This is a genomic window from Chryseobacterium taklimakanense (genome assembly GCF_900187185.1).
Classification (GTDB): domain Bacteria; phylum Bacteroidota; class Bacteroidia; order Flavobacteriales; family Weeksellaceae; genus Planobacterium; species Planobacterium taklimakanense.
The window spans coordinates 972,865-999,044 of the sequence record NZ_LT906465.1 but is presented as its reverse complement, the minus strand read 5'-3'; the positions used below and the strand labels follow the sequence as shown (position 1 = coordinate 999,044).

The following is a 26,180-nucleotide window of genomic DNA, read 5'->3' as shown; positions in this document are numbered from 1 at the left end:
AAACCACCTACAAATGATTGTAAGTGGTTGGTTGTAAGTGGTTTCTCCAGGAATATTTATATCTTTCCAAACACCGATTAATAGGTAATTTTCTAGAAAGGGAGATTCTTAAGGTAACCGAATATTCCACCATGTGAAATACAACAATTTTTTTCTTAAATCTTAGAATGTAAAATTAAGAATATATTTTGAATTAAATGCACTTAAAATTAATGTCTTTATCTCATTTTATATTCCAATTTTCTGTGGTGGGTAGTTCCTTTTTCTTAAATCCTTTTTTCAGAAATTTATTTTTGAAAAATCACCCTTTCAAAAAAAAAACGAGTTCCGAGTTTTTTCTACTCCCTTCCGATAGGAATGGCAAGAATTCTTTGAAGCCCAATTTGAAAAATTGTGGGTACAAAGACACATCTTGCAGCAAAAATTTTGTAATAAGGTCGGATTTTTTTAGAGGTCTGAAAACGTAATGTGGATGGGCGTTTTAGCGCTTTTACACATTATTAGGACGGATTTGCTTTTTTAAGAAAAAAAATCAGGAATAGAGATGAGTTTCGGTTGTATCTTTTTTACCCAGGTTCTGGGACTGGGTGTAACAATTTTACCCAGGTTGAGCAAAACCCTCTGGTTAAATTACGCAGGTTAATTCTGAACTGATACTTCATTTTCGCAGGTTGTAAAAATTTTGATTTTCTTCAGATTATATGAGTTAACTTCAAAAATCTGTCAAAAATTTTTCAAAAAAAAACAAAAAAAAGAAAGTGCTCTACCCTCGTGGAAGGAAAATGCGATGCAATATTTTTTCAGAAAAATTTTGGGGCTAAATTTTAACGCCACAAAACTTTTTCTGAAAAACCTTTATGGCTTGATGTTGCAGCATATTTTCCTGACTACGGAACTTTGCTTTCTTTTTTTTATTTTTTCTTATATATCAATTCTTGATTGAGCAATTAGGAAAACAGTGCAAATCTGTTCGATCTATTTAAATAAATCTAAATGCCGCTTGCATTAATTCTTGTTCTGATCTTGAAATTCCAATTTTTTGAGCGATTTCTTTCCATTGTTTTACGGAAGTGAAAACTTCGTTCAATATTTTTTGCATTTCAGCTTGATTTAATCTAAAAAAATCACCTACGCTTTTGGCTAATTCAAAATCTAACGCATTGTTATCCATATCAATATTTAAAGCCAGACCGTCTTTGTCAATGGAAGGGTTTAGGTCATAAGCCGGAGATAGCATCCAACCTTCATCATGCAAAATAAATCCGTGATTGCGAAGATGGTCGTCCGTATTGGAAACAGCGATATTAAAAACAATTCTTCGCCACAACTGCTGAAGATTTTCATTGACTTTACAACCATAATTCTGTATAAATTCTACTATATCCAAATAACTCGCTGGTTGATTTTTAATCGTGTCTTCATTATTTCCAGTCATCGTCATTGCCGAAGAAAAATGAATTCTTTCCTCATTCACTCGATCGAAACGTTTAGTGAAAAAAGTGTGATAAGTTCCATTTACTTTTTCAATTTTACATTCAGCCATTTCGATTCCGGCTTTAATTGCCAAGTGGTAGGTTAAATATTCCCACGCTGCTTTATCAATTGTATCGTTTTTAGAAGGAAATTTCGCAATCCAAAGTTGATTCTTCTCATCTAAAATATTGGCTTTGGGACGTGCTCCACCTAAAGATGATCCTGGTGCAATTAGTATTTTTAGCCATTTATTGATGGCTTCGTTATCCGTATCATTTTCGTAATGAACAACGGCTTGTTGCAATTCCCGGACCGTTGACCAAGGCGGAGTTGATTTTTCGGAATCATTATCTAAAAAATTTCCGTGGGGATCTAACTTAAACCGAAATGCGCCCATTCTTGTTTCGTCAAAAACTCCCAATAAATAATCAATATCATACAGTATTTTAGGATTTTCGCCTTTCGCTTTGGCTAACTGAATTTCACGGCGTTTCATTAATGTTCGTCCCCAAGTATCGGGCATACTGTCTAAGAAAATTCCAAAATTTTCTTTATTATTTGGAAATTGTTGCCCAGAGTAAAATTGAATATCAGGATCAATCAGTCTTTGCGCATTGGATTTTAACCAATTTTTGTCATATTCAAAACTAAATGCCTTTCGTCCTTTTGCTTGATGTGCAGACAAAATACCTAATAACATAGGTTCAGCTAATCCAAGCCAGTGAGCATAAACATAGATGTCGGTTTTGTTTGTTGGCATTTTATAATAGATCTAAATCTTGCAGTTTTCTACCCATTTCATCATCCGCTGCCAATTTCAAAAAATCATTTTGCAAGCCCAATACACGCAATACATTAAAATAAGCACCCATTGACACGCTACTGTCGCCTTTTTCTACTAAATACAGCGTAGAACGTGCAATACCTGCACGCTCAGCAACCTGCATTGCTGTTAGTTTTCTACGCTTTCGAGCTAATTTTATGTTCTCGCCCATTTGCACTAAAAGACCAGTGTATTTGGGTAAAAGGATTTGCTTCTTCATTTAAAATGATTGTTATTTCATACAAAAATAGATAAAATGATTGGAATAACGAACGTTTTTTGATATAGATTTTTTTTGATGGTTAATTCTCTCACAAAAACAGTACATATTTGTGAAAAAATGATTTTTGGAAACAGAATATAACAACAGTCCTAAATTTGATATAGTAATAACGGTATTATTGATAGTTATTAGAATTGTTTGAGTACCATTTACTACAATCAAAAAAAGAATCATATCACAAAAAAGGATAATTTTGCAGGAACTAATCGAAAGCAGATTTCAATCTCTTAGATTTCAAAAATACAGTTAAAATCTTCCCCTTAATTCCATCTTAGTTTGCAAAAATCAGCAGTTTTTCTTTTCCAGGATTTTTCCCAGAACAATCACAAAATCGGTATTTGCTTCGGTTCGTTTTTCCCATTTTATTTCTAGATCTAAGTAAATTGCCTTCACTTCAACAATCATTTCCGGAGCTTTATCATACCTTCCAGAGAAAAAGTGGACTGCTTCTAAATTTCTGAAACCCGCAAAAGAACCGTCTTTTCATTTTTAACAGTTAATCTGTCCACATAATAATCGGTAAATGCACGAAATTCTTCCTTCTTTTCTCCGCTGAGAATTTCCAGGAAATGGATTCGTTTTAGGGCGAGATTGAGGGTTTTCATGTTTAAAAATTTTGTGAAAAAATAATTGTTGAAAATTTTACACCCAAAAATCTATTCACCAACAATAAGCACCGTTTGCTCATCCATTTTTCTATCAAAATATTTTTTAAGAACTTCTTGAAAAACATTGTCTTCAGATTGATCTGCAAAAGCGAAAAGCGTCATGCTTGAATGAAGTTTCAAATCATCCGGAAATCCAAAAATTTCATTCGCATCTCTTCCTTCAAGCCGTAAAACTTCGGCTGAAATTTCCCGAAGACGATTTCCTAAAACCGCATGATCTAAATATTCTGTTGCTTCTTTCAAGTTTTGAATCGCATAAAATTGGGCGGTTTCACTGAAACCAAGACCGGCAATTTGAGGGAAAATATACCACATCCAGTGACTTTGTTTTTTACCCGATTTTATTTCGGATAAAGCGGTTTCATACATCGTTTCCTGTGCTTCCAGAAAACGTCCTAAATCGGTAGTCATTCAATATTTTTTAATTTCTCTTTCAATCTCTGTTTCTGACAGAATTCTTCATTTGATTTATCTAAGTAAAATAATAAAAAAGCCGCTTTAAAACAAAAATCGGCTTACAATTATTCTACTTCATCAAAATATTTTGTGGTTAAGTCGTTGATGTTACTACCTAAAATTTTCGAATGATAATTTCTTCGGCTGTTGTGTTCTTTTACAAACATTTCTTCCATACCTTTCGCCGATTTATCAAAACTGATGGAATTTTTGATGTTAATGCTAAATGCAGCAGTTTTTACATCGTGTTCTGTTCCAATGTAAGTGAATGTCCATCCTTTTTCTTCCAAAGTTTCCACCAGATGTCGGATTTGGGTTCCGGTAAATTCTTTTGAAGCATTCTCGTAACCATCGGTAAAAATAGATACCAAAACTCTCGCATTGGGCTGATTTTCCAATTTTTCACGAAGTTGGTTCACGCTGAAACCAATAGCATCAAAAAGTGGAGTTCCACCATCCGGTCTGTAATTTCTTCGGTGGAGTTCCTGCACTTTTTCAGGATTTTGGGCTTTTGAAAGGTAATTTCTTCCTTCCGTATTGAAACTTAAAAACGTAACGAAATGATCCTGATCTTTAAATTCCTTCGCAGTAGATTTCAGATTTCCTAAAAAATGATTGAAAGCATTAATGGTTGCATCGTAAGCCGATGACATCGAGCCACTTTCATCCAAAATAATGAGGTTGTGAATAAGGTCTTTTTCCATGGTGATAAATATTTGGGTTAAACTTTAATTTCTAATACAAAGGTATATCGGTAAACCACGGAATTTTTTTTTTGCAAGGTTGCAGTGGGAGTTTGAGCGTGGGAGTGTTTGAGGGTTTGAGTGATTGAGTTGGGAGTGATTGTGTTTAAAAGTAAATCTGTGAAAATCTGTGCAATTTGTGTGTTAAAATCAAAAAACATCAGAAATTTCGATAAGTTCCGAAGGCAAGGCAATTTTGAATTTTTCACCCGGATTTCCGGTAATGTAATAGTAATTTGCAAGGGGTTCACCAATTTCAGAGCGCAGCATTTTGGTGAGACGGGATTTGTTGTAATTAAAATTTCCGTCGATGATATTCACCAAATTAGAGATGTTTTTCGGATCGGCATTGGTTTTCAATTTCTGATAAATTTCAAAAATTTCCTGTTCGTAATCGCCGAGTTCAGCAATACGGATTCCTTCCAAATGTTTCAGAAAGAATATAAAAATCGTTTTCTGCAAAGGTCCCAATGAAATGGATTTTCCACCGACAGAAACATTCCCTTTTTCATCGATTTTCAGTTTTTTGGGTCTGATATTTCCTACAAAACCCTGAGAAAATTTAAGACTGCTTCGCACTCTTTCAAAAATATTGAGGGCGTGAACGATGATTTCTTCATCCGTTCCACAATCGGAAAGCCGTTTCAGACAGTTCGGACAAAGATCTGCGGTGCGGAGTTTCAGGATGATTTCGGTCTTGTTTTCACAGAAATCATTCATACAGCCAATTGGATTTTGGTGATAAGTATCGGTATGATCTTCCGTAAGTTTAAATTTCATTAAAATCCTCAGCACATTGGCTACCACTTCATAAGCGACGGGAAAACTTTCCGGGGCTTCCAAAAAAATCTCCCAATCCGAAGACTGTATAAATGCGTTGCGTTTTCCTTCGGTATCGAACATGCTGAAAAAATTCATCGAATTTCTTCTGTTGGTGACCAAAATAACGAAATCGCTTTCCTCTAAATCTGCAAAATTTCTTGCTTTTTCACAAAGAAAAAAAAGTTCGCGCCAACTCAAAGGATAGCCTTTTTGGGCAATGTATTTCTGCTTTTTGTACTCAGAATCAATTTTAAAACGGTAGTCGTTTCGGTAACGGTGTTGCTGCACTTGGAACAAATCATCCGGATTCCACGGCATTTTCAAAACGGAAAAATGCATCGGTCCCGAAACGCTGTTTAGGATTTCCAGAACTTCATCCACAAGTTGCGGATGCACATCGGGAGTGGAAACGAGATGGATTTTCATTTGGTTGTTGGTGATGGTGCCGGTTGATGGTTTTCGGTTCTTGTTTTTTGGCTCTTGGTTCTTGGTTCTCGGTTCTTGGTTCTCGGTTCTAAATTTAAAACTTTTCTTCAAATTCCAAAACGGTGTTTCGTAAATCTTCATCCAGTTTATTCAGACAAAAACTTCTGATTTCCTCCGGTATTTCTTTATAGAAAGCGGCTGCAATACCGCCACAAATACAGGCAACGGTATCACTGTCACCACCGATTGAAATGGCATTTCGAATGGCGTCTTCAAAATTTTCACTGTCCAGGAAAGCAACGATCGACTGTGGAACCGTTTCCTGACAAGTTTCGTTAAACTGATAAGTTGCGCGAATTTCATCGCAGGTAAAATTGAGATGATAACCAAAAATTGTTGAAATTAATTCTCGAATGAGCTGTTTATCTGCACCATTTCGTGCAAAATAAATGGCGGCTGCAGTTGCTTCTGCACCTTTAATTCCTTCCGGATGATTGTGGGTAACCTCCGCAGATTTTTTTGCCAAAAAACGTGCTTCCTCCAAAGTATTCGCCATAAAACCTGCAGCACTTGCACGCATCGCAGAACCGTTCCCGAAACTGTTATAGGGCTCCAAAGTTTTGGAATCCAACCATCGATAAAACATTCCGCCGTAACCACGGTTTGGATATTTTCTTCCGTATTCTTTCAGCGTTTTTGCCATGTCTTTGCTATTCATTAAAGCATCGGCAACTGCAATGGTCATTACGCTGTCGTCTGTAAACTTGCAGTTTTTATCAAAAAGTTCGAAATCTTTTCCGCGGTAGTTGTTCCATTCGTACACCGATCCGATAATATCGCCAACGATGGCTCCTAAAATTGTATTTTTCATGTCGTTTAATTATGGGGCAAAGTTAGAGTAGAAAAGTCGGGAATTTATTTTTCGCAAGGTTGCAACAAAAAATCCTAATTTTTGAAACAAATAAAAACGTCCCAAAAATTAAGGATTTTCGGGACAAACATACATATCAGCGAAAATATTTCGGTAAATTTCTAATTAAATAGGAATTTTGTTGTTTTCTCACTCCAAAACCAAATCCTCAAACTCCTCCAAAAGAGTCACTTCTTTGCCTGCAATTCCTGCAATATCGCCCGAAACAATGGAGAGGTTTTCCTTCATCGTAAGAATTTCCTTTTCACGCTTTGCCCAAAGTTTTTTGGTGACATTTTTCTCGGATTCCAACTGTTGAGACATATTGTCGAAAATATCGAGCAAGCGTTTCGTTTTTTGCGTAAATTCTCCACTTGTGAAATAATTGTAAAGAATTTCCATTTTTTCACCACGGTTTTCATTGGCAACTTTCACACTTTGAGATTGAACCAAAATTTGTCTTAAAGCAATCACCAAAGTTTTTACTTCTTGAAAAGAACAAATCCAAACTCCATCCTGAAAATCAAACTTGTCGATATCTTTCGGCAAAGTTTCGGTTACCAAAACCGCAATTTCGGCTTTGCACTGCAGCTGATCCTGCTTCAATTTGTCTAGCCATTTTTTATCGAAATTTTTGGTACGTTTTGTTTCGAAAACAATACTACCGCACTTTTGAAGAAAATCGTTGTGTACTTCCTGAATGACATCTGCCCCGTTTACACCTTTTGCAACTTCGGAAATTCGGTCGTGGCGGAAATTGTTTTGCAGAAATTCTTCCAAGGCGATTTCCAAAATTTCGCCCTGTTTCTGCATAGAACCTTGTTCTGCTTTTCGTTTCAGGTCGTCAATCAACTTTTTCTGTTCCGCCATATCTTTGTTGAACTGAATTTCTTTGAGTTCAAATTCCTCCTGCGCTTTTCGGCGTCCTTCTTTTTCAAATTTCTCCTTACCTTCCAAAAGCAATTTTTTGGTTTTCAGTTCAAGTTGTTGTTCGCGTTCTTCAAGCGTTCCTTCTAACTCCAAAAGCTTAACCTCTTTCTGTAAAAGTTCTTTGTTTTCAGAAGATTTTTGCTTCAATTCAGCATTCAATTTTGCAATAGTAGAAGCATATTTTTCTTCGGTAATACGATCTGTTTCCTTCTGTTTTTCAGCCAATGCTTCATCAAGTTTCTGGTTGAAAATGGCTTCTTCATTTTCTTTTTGAAGTTCGAGTTCGTCCTTCAATTTTTTGTATTCATCGATTTTCGAGACATATTCTTTTTGCAAATCTTCACGGATTTTCTTTTGCAAATCGTTTGTCAGTACATCTTCAATATGGAAGTGGTGTGAACATTTCGGGCAAGTAATTTCAGTTTTCATAATTTCATTTTTTTTAGATTTAAGTAAGTTTAAAGTAATTTTTAAGTCGAAGCAAAAAAGTCTTAAAGATTTTCGCAGTTTTTAGTTTCCAAAATTTTACCGAGCTGAATAACAAATTCTGTATTTTCAGTAGTGAGAATTTCCTGATCGAGATCTTCCATTTCTAAAATGACATCCGTAACTTCTACTATCATTTGCGGTGCATCTTTGCTGTAACCTAACTGAAATTTCACGGTTTCGTATTTTTGGGTATCCACAAAGTTTCCATCAGCATCACAAACTCCAAGTCTTTTGATGTTGTGATCGGTAAAGGCGCGAAATTCTTCTTTTTTAGTTCCTTTAAGAATTTCTACGAACCATTCTTTTTTCAGTACGAGATAAAGTTGTTTTTTCATGATTAAATTTTTTTAATTATCCGTGAAGTCTTCATTTTCATTTGGCTTGAAGAATTGCCATACAATATTCAAAGCGGCAGTTATCGTGATAAATACTGCAAAATCGGGAAAAGCTTCAACCAAAAACCCAAAACCATGATGAAGCAGCACAAAATAATGCAAATAATAGCCAATTTGACAAGAAATTTTAAGAATTGCATTTTTTTAAAAAATTGGTGTTAATCAACCATGTCAAGGTTCCAAACCTTGACAAGGTTAAAAGGGTTTTAGTAAATTACTTCCTCTTGCGAAACCAAATGTACCACAATTTCTACCTGTCTTTCGGTGTGTTGTTGAGGATCGATTTTTTGAATTCTCGCTTCGAATTGCGTGATTCCTACTTTCAACAATTTGTAGAAAATACGGTTTTCGGTTCTTGGGATGAAACCGATTTTTGCGCCTTTGAAATAAATGGCAACAGCTCTCGGATCCCATTTGTTGTCTTCCTCGAGTTTGAATTTTACTTTTTTGCCGACTTTCAATTTGTTGAAAACATCAACGCCGTCATAAAATGTGAAACCTGCAACATGGAAATGTGATAAATGCTCTTTCATGGTGAAATACTTTAAAATTATACTGCAAAATAAAAGACAATGTGTGCAATACATCTGCACAATAAAAAAATATAAAAAACACTGCGGTTTTGCAGTGTTTAAGATAATTGTATGGAAATCTATTTAAAAAATGGGGATAATCAGCAGTTCGTCCTCTCCAAAATCTTCCCCAACCTTATCGTGAAATTACAGTTGTCTATATTAAATTCTTCCGCATCTTCATCCGCTTCCAAAACAACCTCCTTTACTTCAACAACCATTTGTGGAGCGTCCTTGGTGTAACCCAATTGAAATTTCACTGTTTCGTACTCCCTACATCCCACAAAAATTCCATCCTCAACAATTCCCAACCGGCTAATGTTATGATCGGTAAACTCCCTGTATTCCTCCGTCTTTGTTCCGGCAAGAATTTCATTAAAATATTCTCCTTTCAGAACAAGATAGAGTTGGGTCTTATCTTTTTTAGTTGCCGGCTTTTTTGGTTTTTTCACAATTATTAGTTCTTCAGTTGGGGTCGTCAATTTTTTTTTTTAGAATCGTGATTTCACACGATTTGCACAACCTCTTTTCCTGAAGGTATTCATTGATGTCGTTCCATCCTCCGGTCTTCTGCCAAATGTCTAATCCACGCCCCATGATGATCTTCCAACCGTTGTTCAGTACTATTGAACGGTCATGGATGAAGTTATCGAACTCATAAGAGAATAAAATTCCGACTGATTCAAGAGACATCGTCATCTGTTCAAATGATTCTTTAGATCCCTCAATAAAGTCCTCGTTATTGGTCGTCACCAAATGAACTTTCACTTCGGTTTCTGAAGATTTTTTCTCGGCAACCAATTTCAGGAGTTCCATTAGATTTCTTAATTGATATGGCAAGCGGATGTATGGATCCACAATCTGTATTTCCGTTGCACCGATAAGATAATCCCCAAATAAATTGTTGTAGGAAATTCCCGTCTGATTATCTCGGATAATGATATTCTGTTCCGTCAATTCCGGTTTTGATGGTTTCTGTTCCTGTGTTTCCATGGTTTCGGAATCCACTGTAACTTCTGTGATTGGATCAGGTCTTAGGTATTCAAGGACTTCAAGTGTTTCCACGGTTACTTTTTCTCCTGTTCTTTTAACGGTATAACTGAAATCCACATCCTCAAATGTTTCATCCATGTTCTGAAGTTGGAGTTTCACCCTTTTTCTACATTCCACTGAGAAATCCAACAGTTCCCTCATTTCCTCTTCTGTGTAGTTTCCATCAGGATAAATCACCTTCAACAATCCACCCAAAGTTTTTGTAATGCCGTCTTTATCTCTCGTAGTAATGGAATTTGACAATTCAAAATGTTTGTTGTATTCAGCGTTCCAATCTTCTTTTCTAAGTTCCTTTAAGATTTCTGCAAGGTAATCCACGATGAAACCGTAATCGGAAGTGAACATATCATTTCGTAATTTCTGAACTTCCCATCCCGGAAGATACGCATGAATCCTGTCTAAGAATGCTGTATCGTAATAATCTTTTGGTAAGGCATCGAAAAGATTGGAGTGTTTCAACATATACGGAACACTGTGGTCGGTATTTCCTACAAACGCCATCGAAGCGGATGCACCATACACACTTGTACCACGGGAAAAAGATTTGTTCGCCATATAATTTTTCATGATGTCCACCAATCCACGGTTGGTATTTTTTGATTTGCCGGCAAACTCGTCATACGCCACCACATCCCAATATCCAACAAGTCCGATTTCTCCTGTACTGTTGTTCACAAATAGTTTTGCCGCTGTAACTTCACCTCCTGAGATCAGGATTCCGTGTGGTGATAATTCCGAAAAGATATGGGATTTTCCTGTTCCTTTCGGACCGAGTTCGATGAGATTGTAGTTGTTTTCCACAAAAGGAACTAACCTTGTCAATTGAAGTAGTTTAGATCTAAACGTAAATTCCTCGGGATTTAAACCCATTGTCTGCATCAACACATCGATCCATTCATCCTTGGTGAAATTTGAACGTCCTTCCTTATATTCCTCCAGATTGATGTTAGAAATCTGTATCGGTTTTAAGGATTCGATGATCCAAGGTGTCGAACCTTTTTCGTCCGTTGAAACATAACCTAACGTTAGAATACACCAAACTCCGTGAGTTAATAGTTTTTGGTACTGTTTGATTAGTTCTCCCGAAATCGGAATTCCTTTCAATCCTAAATTGGCAAAGGTCGCTTCATACTGATCTTTACTGTCATTGAGTTTAACGGAAATTTTGTCGATAATTCTGTGTGAACCTTTTTCCTTCACGGTGGATTTCACAATCTGTGCCTCGTCTCGGTGGACAAAATGTTTGGTGATGACCGATTTCACGGTTTCCACACCTTGGTCGATGGTTTCCTCATCATCGGTTGCACAGTATTGTCCAAGTAGATATTCCAAAACATAGATAGGAACAATGGCGTTTCCCTTCACCAATTTGGTAAGGTCTTTTCTAACCACTTTTCCCCCGAAATATTGATTGAGTTTAATATCCAATTCCTTCATATCAATTGTGTTTATAAATCGTCAAAATCGTTTGTAAATGAAATGTTCAAGGTGTAATAAAACTCCTTGTATGGTTTCCACTTGGTAGTTCCTTCCACGGGTTCTTCCAAAATTAATTTAACCCTTTGGTTCTTGTATTTTCCGCTCGCTTTGGATGAAAGTTGGAATCGGTGTTTTACTTCCCGTTGTCTTTCACTTCCTTCCTCGATGTCGAATTTAAATTTAAACTGATCACTCAGTTCCTCACCGTCTTCTGCCCGAAGAACCGACCGAAGTGTTCTCGGCAACACCTGCTTATTCACTAAATCGGTTTGGATGAAGGAAACCGCCAAAATATTGGTCGTAATTCTATCGGTAGATTTGATAATGTCGATGTCCACCTGTGTTGTGGTGTCTTCTCTTTTTCTTGAAATTTTTATCACCGGCACAACAATTTCCTGTAGTGTTGCACCTCCGTGAACAAACCTCGAACCTGCTGCTTTTATCCTCAATCTGTTGATGGATTTTGGAATAAGGATGTCGATTCCCGATTGTAGCCGTACATTTTCTCCCGTGAACTTTTTGGTCACATTGTCATTGGTAAGGTCTTTCCCGATAACAAATCTTCTGTTTTCCTTCCACACTTCTCCTGAATGATTTGACAAACTGAAATCACTTTCCTCCAATTCATTGTGTTGATAGATGAATCCGTGATCGGCAGTGATTATCATATTATTACCATTCATATTGTAGATTTTCTTCAACAATTCTGTCAAATAATTCAACTCGTCTTCTACCGCTTCAAAAACCTTGGTTTCGGAAACTTTGTCGTCTCCTGTTTTGTCGATCTGATTGTGGTAAATGTAGATAAGGTCATATTGTTTCACAAATTCCCGTCCTTCTTTAGCCGAATTCATCTTCATAAAATCTTCCGCCCGAATTGCAGTTGCTCTTAATCCAGCATTGGTTTCCAAAACTTTTGTTCGGCTCTGAACTCCCATCGTGGATAATCCATCCGCCAAAACTTGGTCTGTTCCTTCCTGAATGGTGAGTTGTTTGTGTGGCAGAAGTGAAGCCATTCCCAAATTGGTGTACGAAGGTAAACTCGAAACCATATTGGAGATGGTCGCCTCGTAACGGTTTTCGGAAACGATTCTCTTGGTAAACTCCGCCCCACATTCATATCTCAACGCATCGGAAATGATGACGAACAACCTTTGTCCCTTCTCAAAAGAGGATTTCAGGTGGGTGTTGTAAAATTGGGACTGACTGTTGATCGGATCCCATTTCTCCATTCCGTCGATGACTTTCTGCCAATTGTTCCCGTAAACCAATAACCAATCGTTGGAATAAACCTTTTCAATTTTCTCCGAAAGGTCGGACAAAATCCTGTTTTGATTGGTTTTACGGTAACTCCAAATGAATTTTCGGTAGGTTTGGTCGATTTCGTAAAGTCGGTCGGAATAATCCTTCACACCTTCGTCGAAACTGTTGTATTTTGTATTGCCGTATTTTCTAATGAGTGAGATCAGTTGTGAACCATAAGACAAACTATGGAAATAATGTTCGTACTCGGCAAACCAAAACTTGTTCTCCCTTTCCTTCACGATTTGATTGACACGATCCACGGAAATATCTTCATTCACAATCAAATGAACCAATTCGTGGATGAGTTTTTTGTCGATGAGTTGGAAGGAGTCGTCATTCACCACATCTTCAATCTTAGATGAATTTAACTTGGATTCCACCTCGGTGTCCTTGGAAATCTGATCAGAAATCTTTCCAAAATATTCCCTGTACTGAACGGTATCTTTCCACAGGGACAATAAAAGCCTGCTTTCTTTCGACAATTCCGTTTTCTTACCCAAAGAGAAATTATACGTGAAAACCTCAATCAGAAAATCATAGATGGTTGGATTCTCTTTGAAGTACCCGTATTTCCTTTCAATCTCTTTCCAAAAGAATTCCTTCAGATTAAATCTTTCAAGGTCTTTTTCGTACTTATCGTTAGAATCGACGTGGGATGAACCGTAGGTATAGACAAATGTTGGAAGTGAGATATTGTCCGTTCCGAAAACCACCGCCAACATTTTGTATTTGAGGGTGAATAAATCGTCGTCCTTGTCCACATGTTCGTTTAGTTTGGCTTTCCTGTCTTTCGCCTTGAAAAATTCAATATGATCACCAACCAAATCTTTCAGGTGATAATTCCATCCCAACTCTTGAAGGTACATCGCCTCTTGGTCGGTTTGGAATAGGTAATGAGCCAACTCCAAATCGAGTAACCAATTTTCCTCATTCGGCGGTTTTGGAATATCGAAATAAAGAAGGAAATTATCTGTCGGAAACTCTTTTATAACGCTATATTTCACCTCGAACTCGTTTCCTTGGACGTGGATTTTCTTCACACCATCCAAATTGAGTTCGTGGTATTGTTCGGTGAGTTCCGCCTTTTCATCGTACCAAAAAATGAGACGGTGTTTCCCGAAAAGTTTAATCAGTGCTTCCTCTATTTTATTCATTTTATATCAACAACAAATTGTCATTTTTTTTAACCACAAAAGTCACAAAAGTTTTTATTATTTGAAGTGGAAAATTACGCTGTTTAAAAGTTCACAAAAGTGAAAATCAAAGATTTTCAAAACTTCCGTCTTCCTTCTTCCATCTTCCAGCACCCATCTTCCATCTTCCCGCTTTACCTTATCTCCTCTGTTTTAATCCAATCAAATTCTTTTACCTTTTTCTTGGTCTTGGTATCGTTTAGTCCAGCAACTTCTTTGATCGCCTTTCCGAATTTATTATAATTCACCAAAACTCCGTAGTCCAAATCTAAACCGATTCTGTCGATGGCGAGTGGACGGAAAATATCCCTCTCATAATCCACCAATTCCATAATGATGAGTTTTAGTCGGTTGATTTCTTTTTCTGCCCGAATCTGTTCCGTGGACGAACCTGTGTCTTTAATATGTTCCAAATGTTCGATCCGTGTGTTGAGTTTCTCACGGTATTGGATCAGGTAATCGTTCAAAATTTTGTTTAAAGTGTCCTGTGTGTATCGGTGCATATAAATGAGGACATTGAAAGAACCTTTTGGTGAAGAAAACATCCAATAGATCGGTCGTTTTTTATAACGCTTTATATGGTCGTTATAGAAATCCTTCACAAAATATTTTCTAATGTCTTTCCCCAAACATTCTTCCACAAAGGCAAGGTTTTTATCGAAATTCTCTTTTCCGAAACTCGCCTTCAAGAAATGGTGGAATTTTCCCACAATATCGTCCTCAAACCATTCGTCATCGAGAATGGGAATGATGTTGTCTTCATCAGGCAAGAATCCTGAATCTTCTTTCCCTATTTTGGTAAGATAATCTACCAAAGTCTCTCCCTGATTGGCAAGGATTAATCCCTCTTTATCCAAAGAATATCTGCCAAACATACAACCCACGGCATAACTGATGAACTGTGCAAAGATTTCTTCTTTTTTGAAGACCAACTGATTGTTGACAATGGTGGTTTCGTCTTTTAGAATGGTAATGTCTTCTAACGGTACATCGGGAGTGAGTTCCTCCTGTAAACCGTAGATTTCTATAAATTGTCTATTGAGTTCCTCCTCGTTTTTATGAAGTTGGAAGAATTTGTTTTTCCAATACTGTTGGTAGAGATCGTAGGATTCTTCAAGGTCTTGACCGTTTACACGGATGAGTTCGTTTTGTAGGAAATCCCACGAGGTTTCATTTGAATTGAATGCAATTTTGGAAATTTCTACATTATCAGATACATTTGATTCATCAAATTGCCCAAAGAGAAGTGGCAAGTTATCAATATTTCCTTTCTGAAAAGCTAAAGTTGGATTAATTACTGAAAGTAGAAAATAACTTACTTTTGAATTAAACAATCCGAGTAAATAATTTAGATCTTCATCATTTGGAAATGCTGACATTCCATTCACATCAAATATGTGATTTTCCACAAATCTCCCTCCAAAGGTATTTGATACTAATAATGTCCAAGTAATTGACTTCTTAAAGTATAACTGTCTTGATGGACAATTATTACCTTGTTTTGAGAGGATATCAAAAGCATTATCATCAAAATTTATTATCAATTCTTGATTTCCATACCATTTTTGAAACTTACCTCCTTTATTGTATGGAAACCATTTTTTATTTAACATACGTAATGTAAGATCCGTACAATTATTTTGAAATTTCTCAACATCAACTTCCTGCCAAAACCTCAAAAATTGAGCGTTATCAGCGGTAGCCATTCCTTGTTTCGTGGATATTCTATCTGAAAGTAGTTTGTTTTGTCCAAATAATTCAAATAAACTATTGTTACACCAATAACCTAAATTTGAACCTGCGATTTTCAAAAAGTCATTTTGATTTGCAGTAAATAAAAAACCACATTTCGGATTTTTGATTGCTTCTATTGTATTATTTCTTTTTTGTTCCGTAGAATTAAAATCTACCAAACGCAGATAAACACCTTTTTCTTCTTTTAAATTATTCCAAAAAGTAAACGAAGTATTTTGTACTACTTCACCACCAATTTCGGGGAAAGTTCTTGCACCCAAATGTAAATTGGTATCGAAGAAAGTAGTTTCAATAAGTTTTTTTCGTAGGTTTTCATAACTACTCAAGAACATCCAAGAATGTTGATTAATCATTCCTAAAAATCCTTTTGGCAATAACATTTTTAAACCTGCCTCCATAAAGCACGCCATTAAATCTGCTTTAGAATCGGGGTAATTTGTTTTCACAAAATCACCTAATTCCTTGTTCATATTTCCACCTCCCATATATGGTGGATTGTCCACAATACAATGGTATTTTCTACTTAAAGGAAGCAGTTGTTCCACCGCCAATTTTAGTTTTTCCAAAGATTCCCTTTGAAATAAATCGGATTTAGGTAAAATGTTATTGGTGGTTTCTAAAACTTTTTGAAGTTCTGTTTCCGTGGTTTTAGGGATAATCAATGAACCAAAATTGGTCGCCTGTGACATTGTTTTCAGGTCGTATTTTAGTTCATCAGATTTGGAGTTGGTAAGTTTTAAAACTTCATCCAATTCATCATTGGTAAAAACCACATCCTGATAACGAAGAATATTGGGTTCTACCGCTTTTCTGAAAAATCTTCTGTGGTAACTTCTCGCCTTCATCATCAAAGCCATTCCCGATAATTGGGAAGCACGCTCATCAATCTCAAAACCGTGAAGGTTTTTGGTGATAATCAGTTCGGGGATTTCGGTGGGGTTGTAACCTTCCTCCTCGTAGATTTTGTACAGTAAATCGAAACCATACACCAAGATGTGTCCACTTCCACACGCTTGATCCAAAAGTTTTAGATCCTCAATGGAATTGAGTTTCAAGAAATCTTCGGATTTAGATGAAGGAGACTCGATATAGTATTCCATGTGATCCCGCAACTTGGAATTGGGACGGTTCTGTAACCATAATTTCCCCACGGTATTCTGTACCATATATTCCACAATCCAACGTGGGGTAAACAACTGTGTCGCCGCAGGAATATCTTCTTTCTTCACCGATTTTTTGGAAGCGAAGACTTCATCTTTTTTCTCCGAAATATAGAACTGATAAAGCCAGCCAATGATCTCCACCTCCTGACAATCTTCCACGGTCATTCCGTCTCTCACATCCTGAATAATGGATAATTCGGAAGTAAGGTCATCGGGAAGAAGGAGTTCGGTATAATCGTTAATCCGCTCAAAAAGAAAAGGAAAAACGGAACTCAAATGGTTACAGGAAGCGATGAGTAATTCTTTGTACGCCTCGTTTTGGGAATCTTTACTTGGGATTTTACCGTCAATCAGGTCGTAAACTTTTTGTCGGTTTAGGTTTAAATCTGAATGAATCTGTCCTCTTTTCGCTTCATCCAAAATTTCGGGTAAGGTGAACCCGTCTTTTGGGGTAAGAATCTTCACACCAATCGGTTGGTAGTCGTTCACGTCCATAAAACGCAACGCCATAAATCGGTTGAACCAAGTATAGGAAACCCTGTCTATCACTTCCTCTTTTGTAGATTTGGTAAGGATTTCTTTTAGTTTTTGTACTTGTTCAATCTTCTCACGAAGTTCGGGTGAGTCTGTGTTTAGGACATACTCCAACTTGGCACTGACTTGTTCCATCAGTTTCCGACGGGTTTGTTGGGCGAATTTTTTGAGTTGGTTGGTGTTCATTTTTACAATGAAGTTCTAATTTTTTGAACCACAAAAGGCACAAAAGTTTTATGATTATTATAAGTTTTAATGAAGATGGAACTGATTACGTTTGAAAGTTCACCAAAGTGAAAATCAAAGATTTTCATTTTTTCTGTCCTCAATCTTCTATCTTTCGGCTATAAGGAAATTCTTTTATTTTCCTTAATTTTTTCCACGTATGCTTTTCGGATCGCATCTACATATTCTTCAACATCTTCCTCGGTACGAAGTTCGTTTTTAGGGTACCTTAATTTAATCTCTGACCTTCGGATGTATTGTGCAGGAATATAGGTTGGTTGTGGTTTTTCACCAACTGTTGTAGTTCCTGTTTTAGTGTCGATTCTTTCAGGCATAGGAGTGAGCAATCGAACCATCTCGTTCAATTGTTGATTATACAACTGATCCCGAACCATCGATGCAGAGTTTCTCATATTTCCGATATACCGCTGAGTTTGAAGTTTCACAATTTCTCCTTCGAACGGTTTCAAGATTTCGTTTTGTTGTTCTACTGAAAGTTGTGAAAATTCTTCTTTGGCAGAAACGTTTTCGATAACCATCTGCATAATGGTTTGTGCATTCTGACGTTCGACGGAAATCTTATCCTGTAATTTTTTGATGAGATCCTCGTGTTTCTGTTTTGCCTCCCGCATCACACTTCCTTTGAAAGGTTCTTGGTTTTCCATCAGGGATTTCAGTTCTTGGTGTTCATCGCCATCCACATAATCCAAATTGGAAAGGTCGCCTTGAAGGAAGTCTTTCACTTTCTTATAGATTTTTACCTGATCTCCGTTGATGAATTTCTTGATCGGGTCTAAAAGATTTTCTTTGTTGTCTAAAAGAGAATCTTCGAAATCCTTCGTATTGAGAAGGAAATACGTGTATTCTTTGTTTCTGAGACTGTATAATTTTTCACGAAGCGGATTCAGTGATTCCACGAAAGGGAGTTCCGATTTTCGGGCGTAGATTTCTCCTACCTCCGAATACATTTGGTTCAGTTTTTCCCTGAATTCGTTTGCCACATCTTTCGGTTCGGTTTTCGGGCAGGTTTCATCAAAAGCATCGGAATAAATCTGTTTAAGGTTCGAAACTAATTTTGGATCAATGGACTGTTGTGGTTCGAGAATCACATTCTGATAGGTTGCTGAATTGAGAAGCGACTGTACCACCTCTTTCTCCTCTAAAATATTGGAGGATTGTGTCAGTTCAATTTTTCCTCTTTTGTAGAGTTGGGCGACAAATGTCCAGAGTGCGTTCTGATACCATCCGTATGGTCTTTTCGTAAAATGGGTTTTAAGGTCATTGAGAGAAGTTCTGTCGGACTGTCCCTTTCTTCTGTTGATGATGTTTAGGATTTCGGATTCCGCTTCGCTCATCGTGGTGTCATCGGTATCGAACAATGAATCTTTTCCACCAAAAATAACCGCCTTAAAGGTTTCTTCCGAATATGGAACCGTTCCCAACATTCTTAGGTTGGTGTGAATCGTTTTCACCAAGTCTTGGAAAGAGTTCAAGACCAAGGTTTTTCCGTCCGAAACATTTCCTGTGTCGAGTTTTGTACCGTTCACATACACCGTGGAATCCGCCAATAACTTGTTGGCAAGAAGGTCAAGGTTTCTCCTTCTTTCCACATTCTGAAGTAGTTTCTCGCTTAAAATTCGTTTTACTTCAGGTTTGTTGGAGGTGGATTGGTTCTGTTTGGTGTATTTGTCTGTTTTCAAATGCATCTTCAAGTCCTTGATGAATGTGGAACTTGGAGGAAGAACAACCCTCATAACGGGTGATCCCATTGTTTGGGACTGAATGAAATCTATATTGTTATAATCTGTATAATTTTCGGTAATGATTTCAATACCCAATTCTTTTTCTCTGCCCAACAAAACGCCGTCAATCTTTGTCGTAAATTCATAATCCTGCTTGGTGTCGAAGAACTTCAAACGGGTGTCCCGAATTATACCGCTATAAAAAATATCGCTGAGAGTTTGAGTTACCTGTGACTCATCAACATCAGTGTTTTTGATTTCCTGTTCCACATCCTTTTCCTCGTCAGTAAGGAACTCGTAGATTTCACCATTACGTTGGATGTAACTTTGGTTTTCTAAAAGGTTTAGGGCTACATCAATTTCTTCCTCGTGTTTTTTCAGGTCGATGTCCATTTTATTAATCATCAACACGGAAATGTTTCTCCTTGTAGTCTTGAAGTTGGAGTAGTATTTCACAAGGAAAAGGGTTTTGAGAACTTTGATGGCGAAATCACTTTCGATATTTCTCTCCGCCAACTGAATGGATTGTTGAATCTGACCCTTTAACTCGTTTCTGAGACCATCAAACATCAAATCGAAACTCACCAAAGAATTGTCATTATTGTCCTCGATTTTTTGGATAACCTGTTGGAAAACACCCAGCATACTTCTCTCACCCACGGAAGAGTGTCTCCCTTGAAAGGCATTGTGATTAGCCAGCGCAATCCTTACCTGTTGGAACAAGTCGAATTGATAGGGTATGAATGGGAGTTTATTGGCGAAATCGGTTTCATTTTTAAATCCTTTAAACTGAACCCCTGAATCCGAAAAACTCAATAACGTGTCAAGATGTGAACTTTCTTTCTTAAAGATTTCCACCAAGTGTTTTTGTGGATCGGGTTTCTTCTTCAATAATCGTTTTTCAATAACTTCATCCACATTGGCGGAAGTCAAAGGAACTTTGATTCTGAATCTTGCCTGAATACGTGAGAAGTCGTTCTGTTGACTTTTGTTCATATCGCCCACAATCTTCTCCATGTCCTCCTGAGAAGTCACCAAAACCCACGATTTCCCGTTTGTAATGGTTGCCAAAGATTCCGCAATGGTCTGAAGGTTCAACATCAGTTTGGTGTTCTCTGAAATGAACTGACCCACTTCATCAACAAAGAAATTTAACCTGAATCCTGATGGTTTTGTCTTAATGTAGTCATTGACTTTGTTTGCAAAGTCTTCGATGGATTGTTTCAGGTCACGCTCGTATTTATCTATGATACCGTCATAGGAACTTGGTTCCCTGTTGAAGATTTCACCCAAAACGGTGGAAACGGTATCGGTAACGTTGGGATCAAAATAATCTGTTCTTGCAGTTTCCCAATCTGTACCTAAAGTGGAAGAAAACTTGGTCAAAAATTCCTGATATTTTCCCTGTTTATCCAACCAAAGTTCGAATTCCGCCACATGGGGTTGGAATCCGTAATATCCCAAATGGTCATAAAAAACCTTATAGAATACTTTCAGAATAGCCGATGGGTCGTCCTTTGTCGTAATCTGTGCCTGTTGGTCAATATTGAATAATATCGACTCGGAAGGGATTTTTGTGGAAGCGAGAATGTCTCCCTTCAACAATTGGTCTTCCTCAATTTTTTCAGCGAATTGTTCTCCTGCCTTTTTTCCATCCACATCCTTGTTCTCCAAGACGTATGACAAAATTTTGAGTAGGTGGGATTTACCACTTCCAAAGAAACCCGAAATCCAAACTCCGTTCGCCCCGCTGTATTCTTTGTAGTTACTAAAGAGTTCACTGATTTTTGTGGCGATTTCCTTGGTAATGACGTATTCGCCAACTTCGGTGGAGATGTTGTCCTTGTCGTCCGCCTTTATAACGGTTTCAATATTTCGGTTAATGTCCTTCTCGAAAAAATCTTTTATTATCATGGTTTTGGGTCGATTATGTCAATGTTAAATGCTCGGTAATAGTTGTCGTCTTTCATCATACCAAAAAGGTTGAGTGAGTTCCCGTTGTATTCTCCAGGGAAGAAAATCACAGTTGGAGAATCCTTGGCGATGTTCTGTAAGTTGTTCAAGATATTGTGGGAACGGATGTACGGGAAAACCAAACCGATTCCTGTAAGAAAATAAACCTTTGATGGATTTTTCTCGATCATCTCCTTAATTTTCGGGGTCAATATCTGATGGATGTTCAATGTCGATTGTAGGGCGTTCAGAAACTTATCCTTTGACCTTGACTTTTCGATGGGAAACATTCTTTCCACACCGCCTTTCAGGTTAAGGATGTCACAAACGACATCGTAAAGATTAATCTCCAACACCGAAACTCCGGCAGTATCCAATTTGTTCTTTAAGAGTTTGATGGATTCCGCCACTTCGTTTTCATTTTTAGCATCGTAGGCGGAAATAAAGAAGGGAATTTCACCACCCAAAGACTCTTTATTAAGAAAATTTGGTGACGAAATAACTTTGTATAAATGAGTAAATTTCTTTGTAATATCTTCCATGTTAAGGTTTCACACTTTGTATATCCAAATCGGACATGAAAAATATTTTCAGCCAATTGGGGTTATCGTTCATGATTATATTTTGAACTTTCGGTTCTAAAAATTGTGGTTGGATCATCTTGTTTTTGATGTTGTCTATAATACCTGCCTGATCGTAAATCTTGAACAGAACCTGTTTTATTTTCTTTTGCGTAAGTTCTGAAATTTTTTCTAGTTCCTCGTGGTCTATCATCTTTGAACGGATAAAACTGATGTAGTCACCGTCCGTAATCTCATAGTCGTACACCAAGATTTTGTTCCGAAGAACTTCCACCGTGAAATCCTTTATAAATCCGTAAGTTTTACATACAGAAAGAAAACACATTTGCTTTTGGGTGTACAGATCACCATTGATGAGAAGATCAACTTCACCGGAAGTAAGATTCTTAATCCTCTTCACCAACTCGTCGTAATATCTTCTACCTGTGGCGGTTTTACCCTTACCTAGAATTTCCACAAAATTAAACTCCTCTTTCTTTACCAAAGCATCGGCTACCATCGCCATCTCGTTCACCATTAACGATCCTGCTGTAAAACTAAATTGGTATTTTTCGTTCGCTATCATTAGATTCCTTCAAAAAGTCGAATTTGTAAATATACGAAATGAATGGGTTTTGGGGAAATTGCAACCTGCCAATTTTTAATACTACAAAATAAAAAATCATCTATGCAGTACATTTGCACAATAAAAAGTAACTTTACTCAATTATTTTTTTAATTCACCATCCATGGCTACTAATAAAAATGCGGTTTTACGATACAAAATACTCGATTCCTGTTTTTCAAATTTTTACAAAAAGTATTTCATTGATGATTTGATAAAAATTTGTAGTGAAAAGCTTTCAGACCATTTCGGATATGAAGTAAGTGTTTCAAGAAGAACGATTTTGGATGACATCAAGTTTATGAAAAGTTTGGCAGGATATGACGCACCCATTTTATCAGTTCAAGATGGCAAAAAAGTTTACTACCAATATGAAGATCAGGAATTTTCGATTTTAAAAAAACCGCTTTCTACCAAAGAAATGGAGAGTTTGAATGAAGCACTGCAAATCTTGAACAGAATGAAAAATTTGCCAGGTTTCGATTGGGTAGATTCTATTTCGGCTAAAATAAACTCGGGCCTTGATTTGCAGCACTCTGAACGAAAGATCATAAGTTTCGAAGAAAATGAATTTCTGGTAGGTTCAGAGTTTTTGAGTCCGCTTTATCAGTTTATCCTCAGTAAAAATGCAGTAAAGGTTTCCTATCAAAGTTTTAAGAGCGATAAACCAGTTACAATTGTATTTTCTCCACAATTTCTAAAACAATACAACAATCGCTGGTTTGTTTTTGGCATCAATAACGATTATGGCAACGTCCAAAATTTGGCACTCGACAGAATCAGAAATCTCTCAACATCAAAAACGCCTTATCAGGAACCTATTTTTGATTATGACGAGTATTTTGAGGACATCATTGGAGTTACAAACGATTTAGATAAAAAGCCAATTAAGGTAATTATTGAATTAAGTGAAGAGGTTGCGCCATACATCATGACAAAGCCAATGCATGGTTCGCAAAAAATAAAAGGCAATATCCTCACACTTGAAGTAAAACACAATCAGGAACTGGAAACCTTATTACTTTCGCATGGCGAGCGAATAAAAATTCTGGAACCGGAAACGTTGGCGGAAACTTTAAAAGCGAGAATTTCAAAACAATTTCAGCAATATTTTTAACAATTGGAGTAGCACGATAATCTTTTGAAAGTTTAAAAACATCATTATTCCTGTCATCACTCCTAACCTATTAATTTTTCTAATACCTTTCAGATCATCAAAAAATTCCGCTCCAATTCCGTTGTAACTCCGAATCACCTCCGTTTATCACCCGAACCCTCATCATACCCAAAAAGATTAAACATCTCCCGCATCCTGGAGCGAAGACGATTCCCGTAGATCGTTTCTATTTCTCCGGCGGTAAGATTGGTGGTAAGATGCGTTATGATTCCTTTTTCCTTGAAAATATCGTAGCGAGTTAAAAGAATTTCCGACATTACATTGCAGTCGTTTCCGAAATATTTGGAGGCAGATTCGCTACCGAGGTCATCAAAACAATAGTTTTTTGGAGTGCGATAGTCATTGTATAGACTACCACGAGAATATTTTTCCAAAATTTCATAGCCGGACTGCATAAATTCTGAAACAATTTGGCGTGTAGAAGCCATCATAAAATTTTTTCTTCCTTTAGGCAATTTTCGCATCAGTTGGAAGAGTGTGGTTTTTCCGCAGCCGATTGGTCCTGAAAGCATAATGCCTTTTTTAAGGTCAATATTCATTTCTTTCGCCAATAACTCGTCCTCTAGAAACCAAGCGAGCATTGACAAAATTATGGTTTTTTCGTTTTCTGGAATTTCGAAATTTTTTCCGAGATGTTCTGTTCCTACTTTTAAGAGCCACTCCAATATTTTAGAGTAATCATAACTCATCTTTGTAGGATTTATTGGTAGTTGCATTGAGGTGATTTGGTTTTAACTCCACTCCGATCACAGTACGGGTGGAATTTGAATTATTATTGAATTTTTTCGAATTTAAAAGCCAGTTTCTTGCGGCGGCTTCCCAATTTCTCATTTTTGATTTTCCGCCTACGAGCCAACCATTGCTTTCGTAATGATTGAAAAATCTTTCAGCTTCTAATTTTGTAGAATCTCTTTCTAGAAAATACATTTCGACTTCTAAAATGTCCGGTGGAATTTCAATCGACCTATTTTTTTTCTTTAAAAGCAAATTTCCTTCATCAAAAATTCTTGAGTGCTCATTATCTTTTAATTGTTTATTGTTTAATGAGTTTGTACTGTTTATAGAAGGTATCAGTGCTTGTTCAGAACCTGTATCGATTTTGATATGCATCCTGTTCGCTACCTGTTCAGAGGTTGTTTGTTTTTTGATACGCTTCAAATTTTGAACTTCCTCTGAATTATCAAAACTAAATAGGTTCACCAAACTTCCTTTGTACGGGTTGAATGATGGGATATACTCGATATACCCGAATTCTTGAAGTTCTTTGATGCATTTATGGTAAGTTCCAAAAGCAGAAATTTTGCTCAGTTTCATCATTTCGTTTCTGGAGATACTGATTGGATTTCGAAAACGATTGAGATTCCAAAACTGAAACAAAGCAAGGTAGAGACTAATGTGAGTGGGATTAAGTCGGTGGTCTTCCTGTATTTTGTCGTAAAAACCAGTGAGATGAAAAATGTAATTCATACCGAAATTATTTCTGATTGAGCATTTTTTCGATGTCCTGATAATTGTAATAAATCGTTCCGCCAACTTTGGAATACTCTAAAGTTCCATTGATGCGAAGCGTTTGTAGTGTCCCGGAGGAAATTTTCAAAATTTTTCTAACCTCGTTAGATTTTAACCATTTTTTATCCTGCATTTTTTGGGAAAGAATTTTCTGCAAATCTTCCAAAAGTTCAATTTTGAATTCCTTTAGGTCTTCTTTCGTAATTATATCAACTGCCATAATATTTTTTATGCAAATTTCAATCGATTTGTATTCTAAAACAATAGTGTTCATGCGGTGTGGGCTAAATAAGAACAATTTAGACGAGTTTGGAATCTCGGAAAATTAAAAAAGAATAATTAAGATGAATTTAGATTCTTGAACCCAATTTCTGAAAGAAAAAACAAGTTCCGCAGTTTTTCCACTTTTACAAAAGGCAAGATCGTTTTTGTATCTGCAACTTCAAAAGTTGTATATACAAAGACACATCTTGCAATAAAAGTTTTATAGCAAGATGAAAATTTTTCAGAGGTCTGAAAACGCTTTATGGAGGATGGTTTTTGGTTTTATCTCCACAATTTTAAAATTGATTGGCTTTTGAAGGAAAAACACAGAAAGAGATTAGCTTTAGGTCGTCTCTTTTTTACGCAGGTTTGCAATTTGGGTGTAGCTGATTTACCCACGTTGAGTAGAAAGCTGTGATCATTTTACGCAGGTTCCTGAAATGATTGGTATTAATTGGTCATTATTTTTTTAGGATTATTGTTTTTTTTGGAATATTTACTATTTATACAAAACATTGAGGAACTGGTAATTTGGCTATGGATATTGAATGAGGACTTAGGTTCTCATTCTTTTTTACTAAGACGTGAGGAAGTGAAAGTAATGAAAATTTTGTCCAGTTTATTTACTAAAAAACTGGACATTTTGTTTTATC

At 36.7% G+C, this 26,180-nt stretch carries 21 protein-coding genes; 1 reads left to right on the top strand and 20 read right to left on the bottom strand.

The window, feature by feature from the left end; translation table 11 throughout:
- Window positions 1–979: 979 nt before the first annotated feature.
- The 17 genes from CKV81_RS04745 to CKV81_RS04665 all read right to left on the bottom strand — a co-directional run bounded on the left by CKV81_RS04745 (window position 980) and on the right by CKV81_RS04665 (window position 22,538).
- Window positions 980–2,233 carry a type II toxin-antitoxin system HipA family toxin gene (locus CKV81_RS04745; RefSeq protein ID WP_095070931.1) on the bottom strand — a complete coding sequence of 418 codons (1,254 nt, stop codon included), beginning with the start codon at window positions 2,231–2,233 and terminating at the stop codon, window positions 980–982.
- 1 nt (window position 2,234) lies between these two features.
- Complete coding sequence (locus CKV81_RS04740) at window positions 2,235–2,516, bottom strand: helix-turn-helix domain-containing protein (RefSeq protein ID WP_095070929.1); 282 nt, start codon at window positions 2,514–2,516, stop codon at window positions 2,235–2,237.
- Window positions 2,517–3,028: 512 nt separating this feature from the next.
- Entirely contained in the window at window positions 3,029–3,184 is a 156-nt protein-coding gene (locus tag CKV81_RS13315; RefSeq protein WP_157727365.1) for a hypothetical protein, read from the bottom strand.
- Window positions 3,185–3,235: 51 nt separating this feature from the next.
- Complete coding sequence (locus tag CKV81_RS04735) at window positions 3,236–3,658, bottom strand: DUF1810 domain-containing protein (protein ID WP_095070927.1); 423 nt, start codon at window positions 3,656–3,658, stop codon at window positions 3,236–3,238.
- 110 nt (window positions 3,659–3,768) lie between these two features.
- The gene (locus CKV81_RS04730) at window positions 3,769–4,407 is read right to left on the bottom strand and encodes a vWA domain-containing protein (RefSeq protein WP_095070925.1); all 639 of its coding nucleotides are present in this window, start codon (window positions 4,405–4,407) and stop codon (window positions 3,769–3,771) included.
- Window positions 4,408–4,596: 189 nt separating this feature from the next.
- Window positions 4,597–5,835, bottom strand: a complete 1,239-nt coding sequence (locus tag CKV81_RS04720; protein WP_095070921.1) for a hypothetical protein — start codon at window positions 5,833–5,835, stop codon at window positions 4,597–4,599.
- The gene (locus tag CKV81_RS04715; RefSeq protein ID WP_198409829.1) at window positions 5,789–6,565 is read right to left on the bottom strand and encodes an ADP-ribosylglycohydrolase family protein; all 777 of its coding nucleotides are present in this window, start codon (window positions 6,563–6,565) and stop codon (window positions 5,789–5,791) included. Before CKV81_RS04715 ends, CKV81_RS04720 begins: the two co-directional genes overlap by 47 nt.
- A gap of 189 nt (window positions 6,566–6,754) precedes the next feature.
- Window positions 6,755–7,963: a DUF2130 domain-containing protein gene (locus tag CKV81_RS04710; protein WP_095070919.1), complete on the bottom strand. Its 1,209-nt coding sequence runs from the start codon at window positions 7,961–7,963 to the stop codon at window positions 6,755–6,757.
- 62 nt (window positions 7,964–8,025) lie between these two features.
- Window positions 8,026–8,358 (bottom strand): hypothetical protein, encoded by a 333-nt coding sequence (locus CKV81_RS04705; protein WP_095070917.1) that lies wholly within the window; start codon window positions 8,356–8,358, stop codon window positions 8,026–8,028.
- Between the two features lie 266 nt (window positions 8,359–8,624).
- Window positions 8,625–8,951, bottom strand: a complete 327-nt coding sequence (locus CKV81_RS04700; RefSeq protein ID WP_095070915.1) for an HIRAN domain-containing protein — start codon at window positions 8,949–8,951, stop codon at window positions 8,625–8,627.
- A 140-nt stretch (window positions 8,952–9,091) separates the two neighbouring features.
- The gene (locus CKV81_RS04695; RefSeq protein WP_157727364.1) at window positions 9,092–9,442 is read right to left on the bottom strand and encodes a hypothetical protein; all 351 of its coding nucleotides are present in this window, start codon (window positions 9,440–9,442) and stop codon (window positions 9,092–9,094) included.
- A 13-nt stretch (window positions 9,443–9,455) separates the two neighbouring features.
- A complete protein-coding gene (gene brxL / locus CKV81_RS04690) occupies window positions 9,456–11,480 on the bottom strand; it encodes a BREX system Lon protease-like protein BrxL (protein WP_095070910.1) in 2,025 nt (674 codons plus the stop codon).
- 11 nt (window positions 11,481–11,491) lie between these two features.
- Window positions 11,492–13,981: a BREX-1 system phosphatase PglZ type A gene (pglZ, locus tag CKV81_RS04685; protein ID WP_095070907.1), complete on the bottom strand. Its 2,490-nt coding sequence runs from the start codon at window positions 13,979–13,981 to the stop codon at window positions 11,492–11,494.
- Between the two features lie 173 nt (window positions 13,982–14,154).
- Window positions 14,155–17,658 carry a BREX-1 system adenine-specific DNA-methyltransferase PglX gene (gene pglX / locus CKV81_RS04680; protein WP_095070903.1) on the bottom strand — a complete coding sequence of 1,168 codons (3,504 nt, stop codon included), beginning with the start codon at window positions 17,656–17,658 and terminating at the stop codon, window positions 14,155–14,157.
- A 158-nt stretch (window positions 17,659–17,816) separates the two neighbouring features.
- A complete protein-coding gene (brxC, locus tag CKV81_RS04675) occupies window positions 17,817–21,353 on the bottom strand; it encodes a BREX system P-loop protein BrxC (RefSeq protein WP_095070899.1) in 3,537 nt (1,178 codons plus the stop codon).
- Complete coding sequence (locus CKV81_RS04670; RefSeq protein ID WP_095070895.1) at window positions 21,350–21,934, bottom strand: DUF1788 domain-containing protein; 585 nt, start codon at window positions 21,932–21,934, stop codon at window positions 21,350–21,352. Before CKV81_RS04670 ends, brxC begins: the two co-directional genes overlap by 4 nt.
- A 1-nt stretch (window position 21,935) precedes the next feature.
- Entirely contained in the window at window positions 21,936–22,538 is a 603-nt protein-coding gene (locus tag CKV81_RS04665; RefSeq protein WP_095070893.1) for a DUF1819 family protein, read from the bottom strand.
- A gap of 163 nt (window positions 22,539–22,701) precedes the next feature.
- Here CKV81_RS04665 and CKV81_RS04660 point away from each other — a divergent pair, with 163 nt between their 5' ends.
- A complete protein-coding gene (locus CKV81_RS04660; protein ID WP_095070890.1) occupies window positions 22,702–23,694 on the top strand; it encodes a helix-turn-helix transcriptional regulator in 993 nt (330 codons plus the stop codon).
- 134 nt (window positions 23,695–23,828) lie between these two features.
- On the opposite strand, the gene CKV81_RS04655 is transcribed toward CKV81_RS04660, so the two are convergent.
- Genes CKV81_RS04655 through CKV81_RS04645 form a run of 3 tightly spaced genes read right to left on the bottom strand, consistent with a single transcriptional unit; the run spans window position 23,829 to window position 25,483 of the window.
- On the bottom strand, window positions 23,829–24,470 hold the full coding sequence (locus CKV81_RS04655; protein ID WP_095070887.1) for an AAA family ATPase: 642 nt from the start codon (window positions 24,468–24,470) through the stop codon (window positions 23,829–23,831).
- Entirely contained in the window at window positions 24,433–25,221 is a 789-nt protein-coding gene (locus tag CKV81_RS04650) for a transcriptional regulator (RefSeq protein ID WP_095070883.1), read from the bottom strand. The genes CKV81_RS04655 and CKV81_RS04650 overlap by 38 nt, the downstream gene beginning before the upstream one ends.
- Before the next feature lie 7 nt (window positions 25,222–25,228).
- A complete protein-coding gene (locus CKV81_RS04645) occupies window positions 25,229–25,483 on the bottom strand; it encodes a helix-turn-helix domain-containing protein (RefSeq protein WP_095070880.1) in 255 nt (84 codons plus the stop codon).
- Window positions 25,484–26,180 lie beyond the last annotated feature (697 nt).

Coding starts and splice junctions, on each gene's coding strand:
- CKV81_RS04735 (WP_095070927.1), bottom strand. CDS start 3,658: ATGACTACCGATTTAGGACGTTTTCTGGAAGCACAGGAAACGATGTAT.
- CKV81_RS04665 (WP_095070893.1), bottom strand. CDS start 22,538: ATGATAGCGAACGAAAAATACCAATTTAGTTTTACAGCAGGATCGTTA.
- CKV81_RS04740 (WP_095070929.1), bottom strand. CDS start 2,516: ATGAAGAAGCAAATCCTTTTACCCAAATACACTGGTCTTTTAGTGCAA.
- CKV81_RS04660 (WP_095070890.1), top strand. CDS start 22,702: ATGGCTACTAATAAAAATGCGGTTTTACGATACAAAATACTCGATTCC.
- brxL (WP_095070910.1), bottom strand. CDS start 11,480: ATGAAGGAATTGGATATTAAACTCAATCAATATTTCGGGGGAAAAGTG.
- CKV81_RS04655 (WP_095070887.1), bottom strand. CDS start 24,470: ATGCAACTACCAATAAATCCTACAAAGATGAGTTATGATTACTCTAAA.
- CKV81_RS04645 (WP_095070880.1), bottom strand. CDS start 25,483: ATGGCAGTTGATATAATTACGAAAGAAGACCTAAAGGAATTCAAAATT.
- CKV81_RS04710 (WP_095070919.1), bottom strand. CDS start 7,963: ATGAAAACTGAAATTACTTGCCCGAAATGTTCACACCACTTCCATATT.
- CKV81_RS04745 (WP_095070931.1), bottom strand. CDS start 2,233: ATGCCAACAAACAAAACCGACATCTATGTTTATGCTCACTGGCTTGGA.
- CKV81_RS04700 (WP_095070915.1), bottom strand. CDS start 8,951: ATGAAAGAGCATTTATCACATTTCCATGTTGCAGGTTTCACATTTTAT.
- CKV81_RS04705 (WP_095070917.1), bottom strand. CDS start 8,358: ATGAAAAAACAACTTTATCTCGTACTGAAAAAAGAATGGTTCGTAGAA.
- CKV81_RS04715 (WP_198409829.1), bottom strand. CDS start 6,565: ATGAAAAATACAATTTTAGGAGCCATCGTTGGCGATATTATCGGATCG.
- CKV81_RS04720 (WP_095070921.1), bottom strand. CDS start 5,835: ATGAAGATTTACGAAACACCGTTTTGGAATTTGAAGAAAAGTTTTAAA.
- CKV81_RS04730 (WP_095070925.1), bottom strand. CDS start 4,407: ATGGAAAAAGACCTTATTCACAACCTCATTATTTTGGATGAAAGTGGC.
- CKV81_RS04650 (WP_095070883.1), bottom strand. CDS start 25,221: ATGAATTACATTTTTCATCTCACTGGTTTTTACGACAAAATACAGGAA.
- CKV81_RS13315 (WP_157727365.1), bottom strand. CDS start 3,184: ATGAAAACCCTCAATCTCGCCCTAAAACGAATCCATTTCCTGGAAATT.
- pglZ (WP_095070907.1), bottom strand. CDS start 13,981: ATGAATAAAATAGAGGAAGCACTGATTAAACTTTTCGGGAAACACCGT.
- brxC (WP_095070899.1), bottom strand. CDS start 21,353: ATGATAATAAAAGATTTTTTCGAGAAGGACATTAACCGAAATATTGAA.
- pglX (WP_095070903.1), bottom strand. CDS start 17,658: ATGAACACCAACCAACTCAAAAAATTCGCCCAACAAACCCGTCGGAAA.
- CKV81_RS04670 (WP_095070895.1), bottom strand. CDS start 21,934: ATGGAAGATATTACAAAGAAATTTACTCATTTATACAAAGTTATTTCG.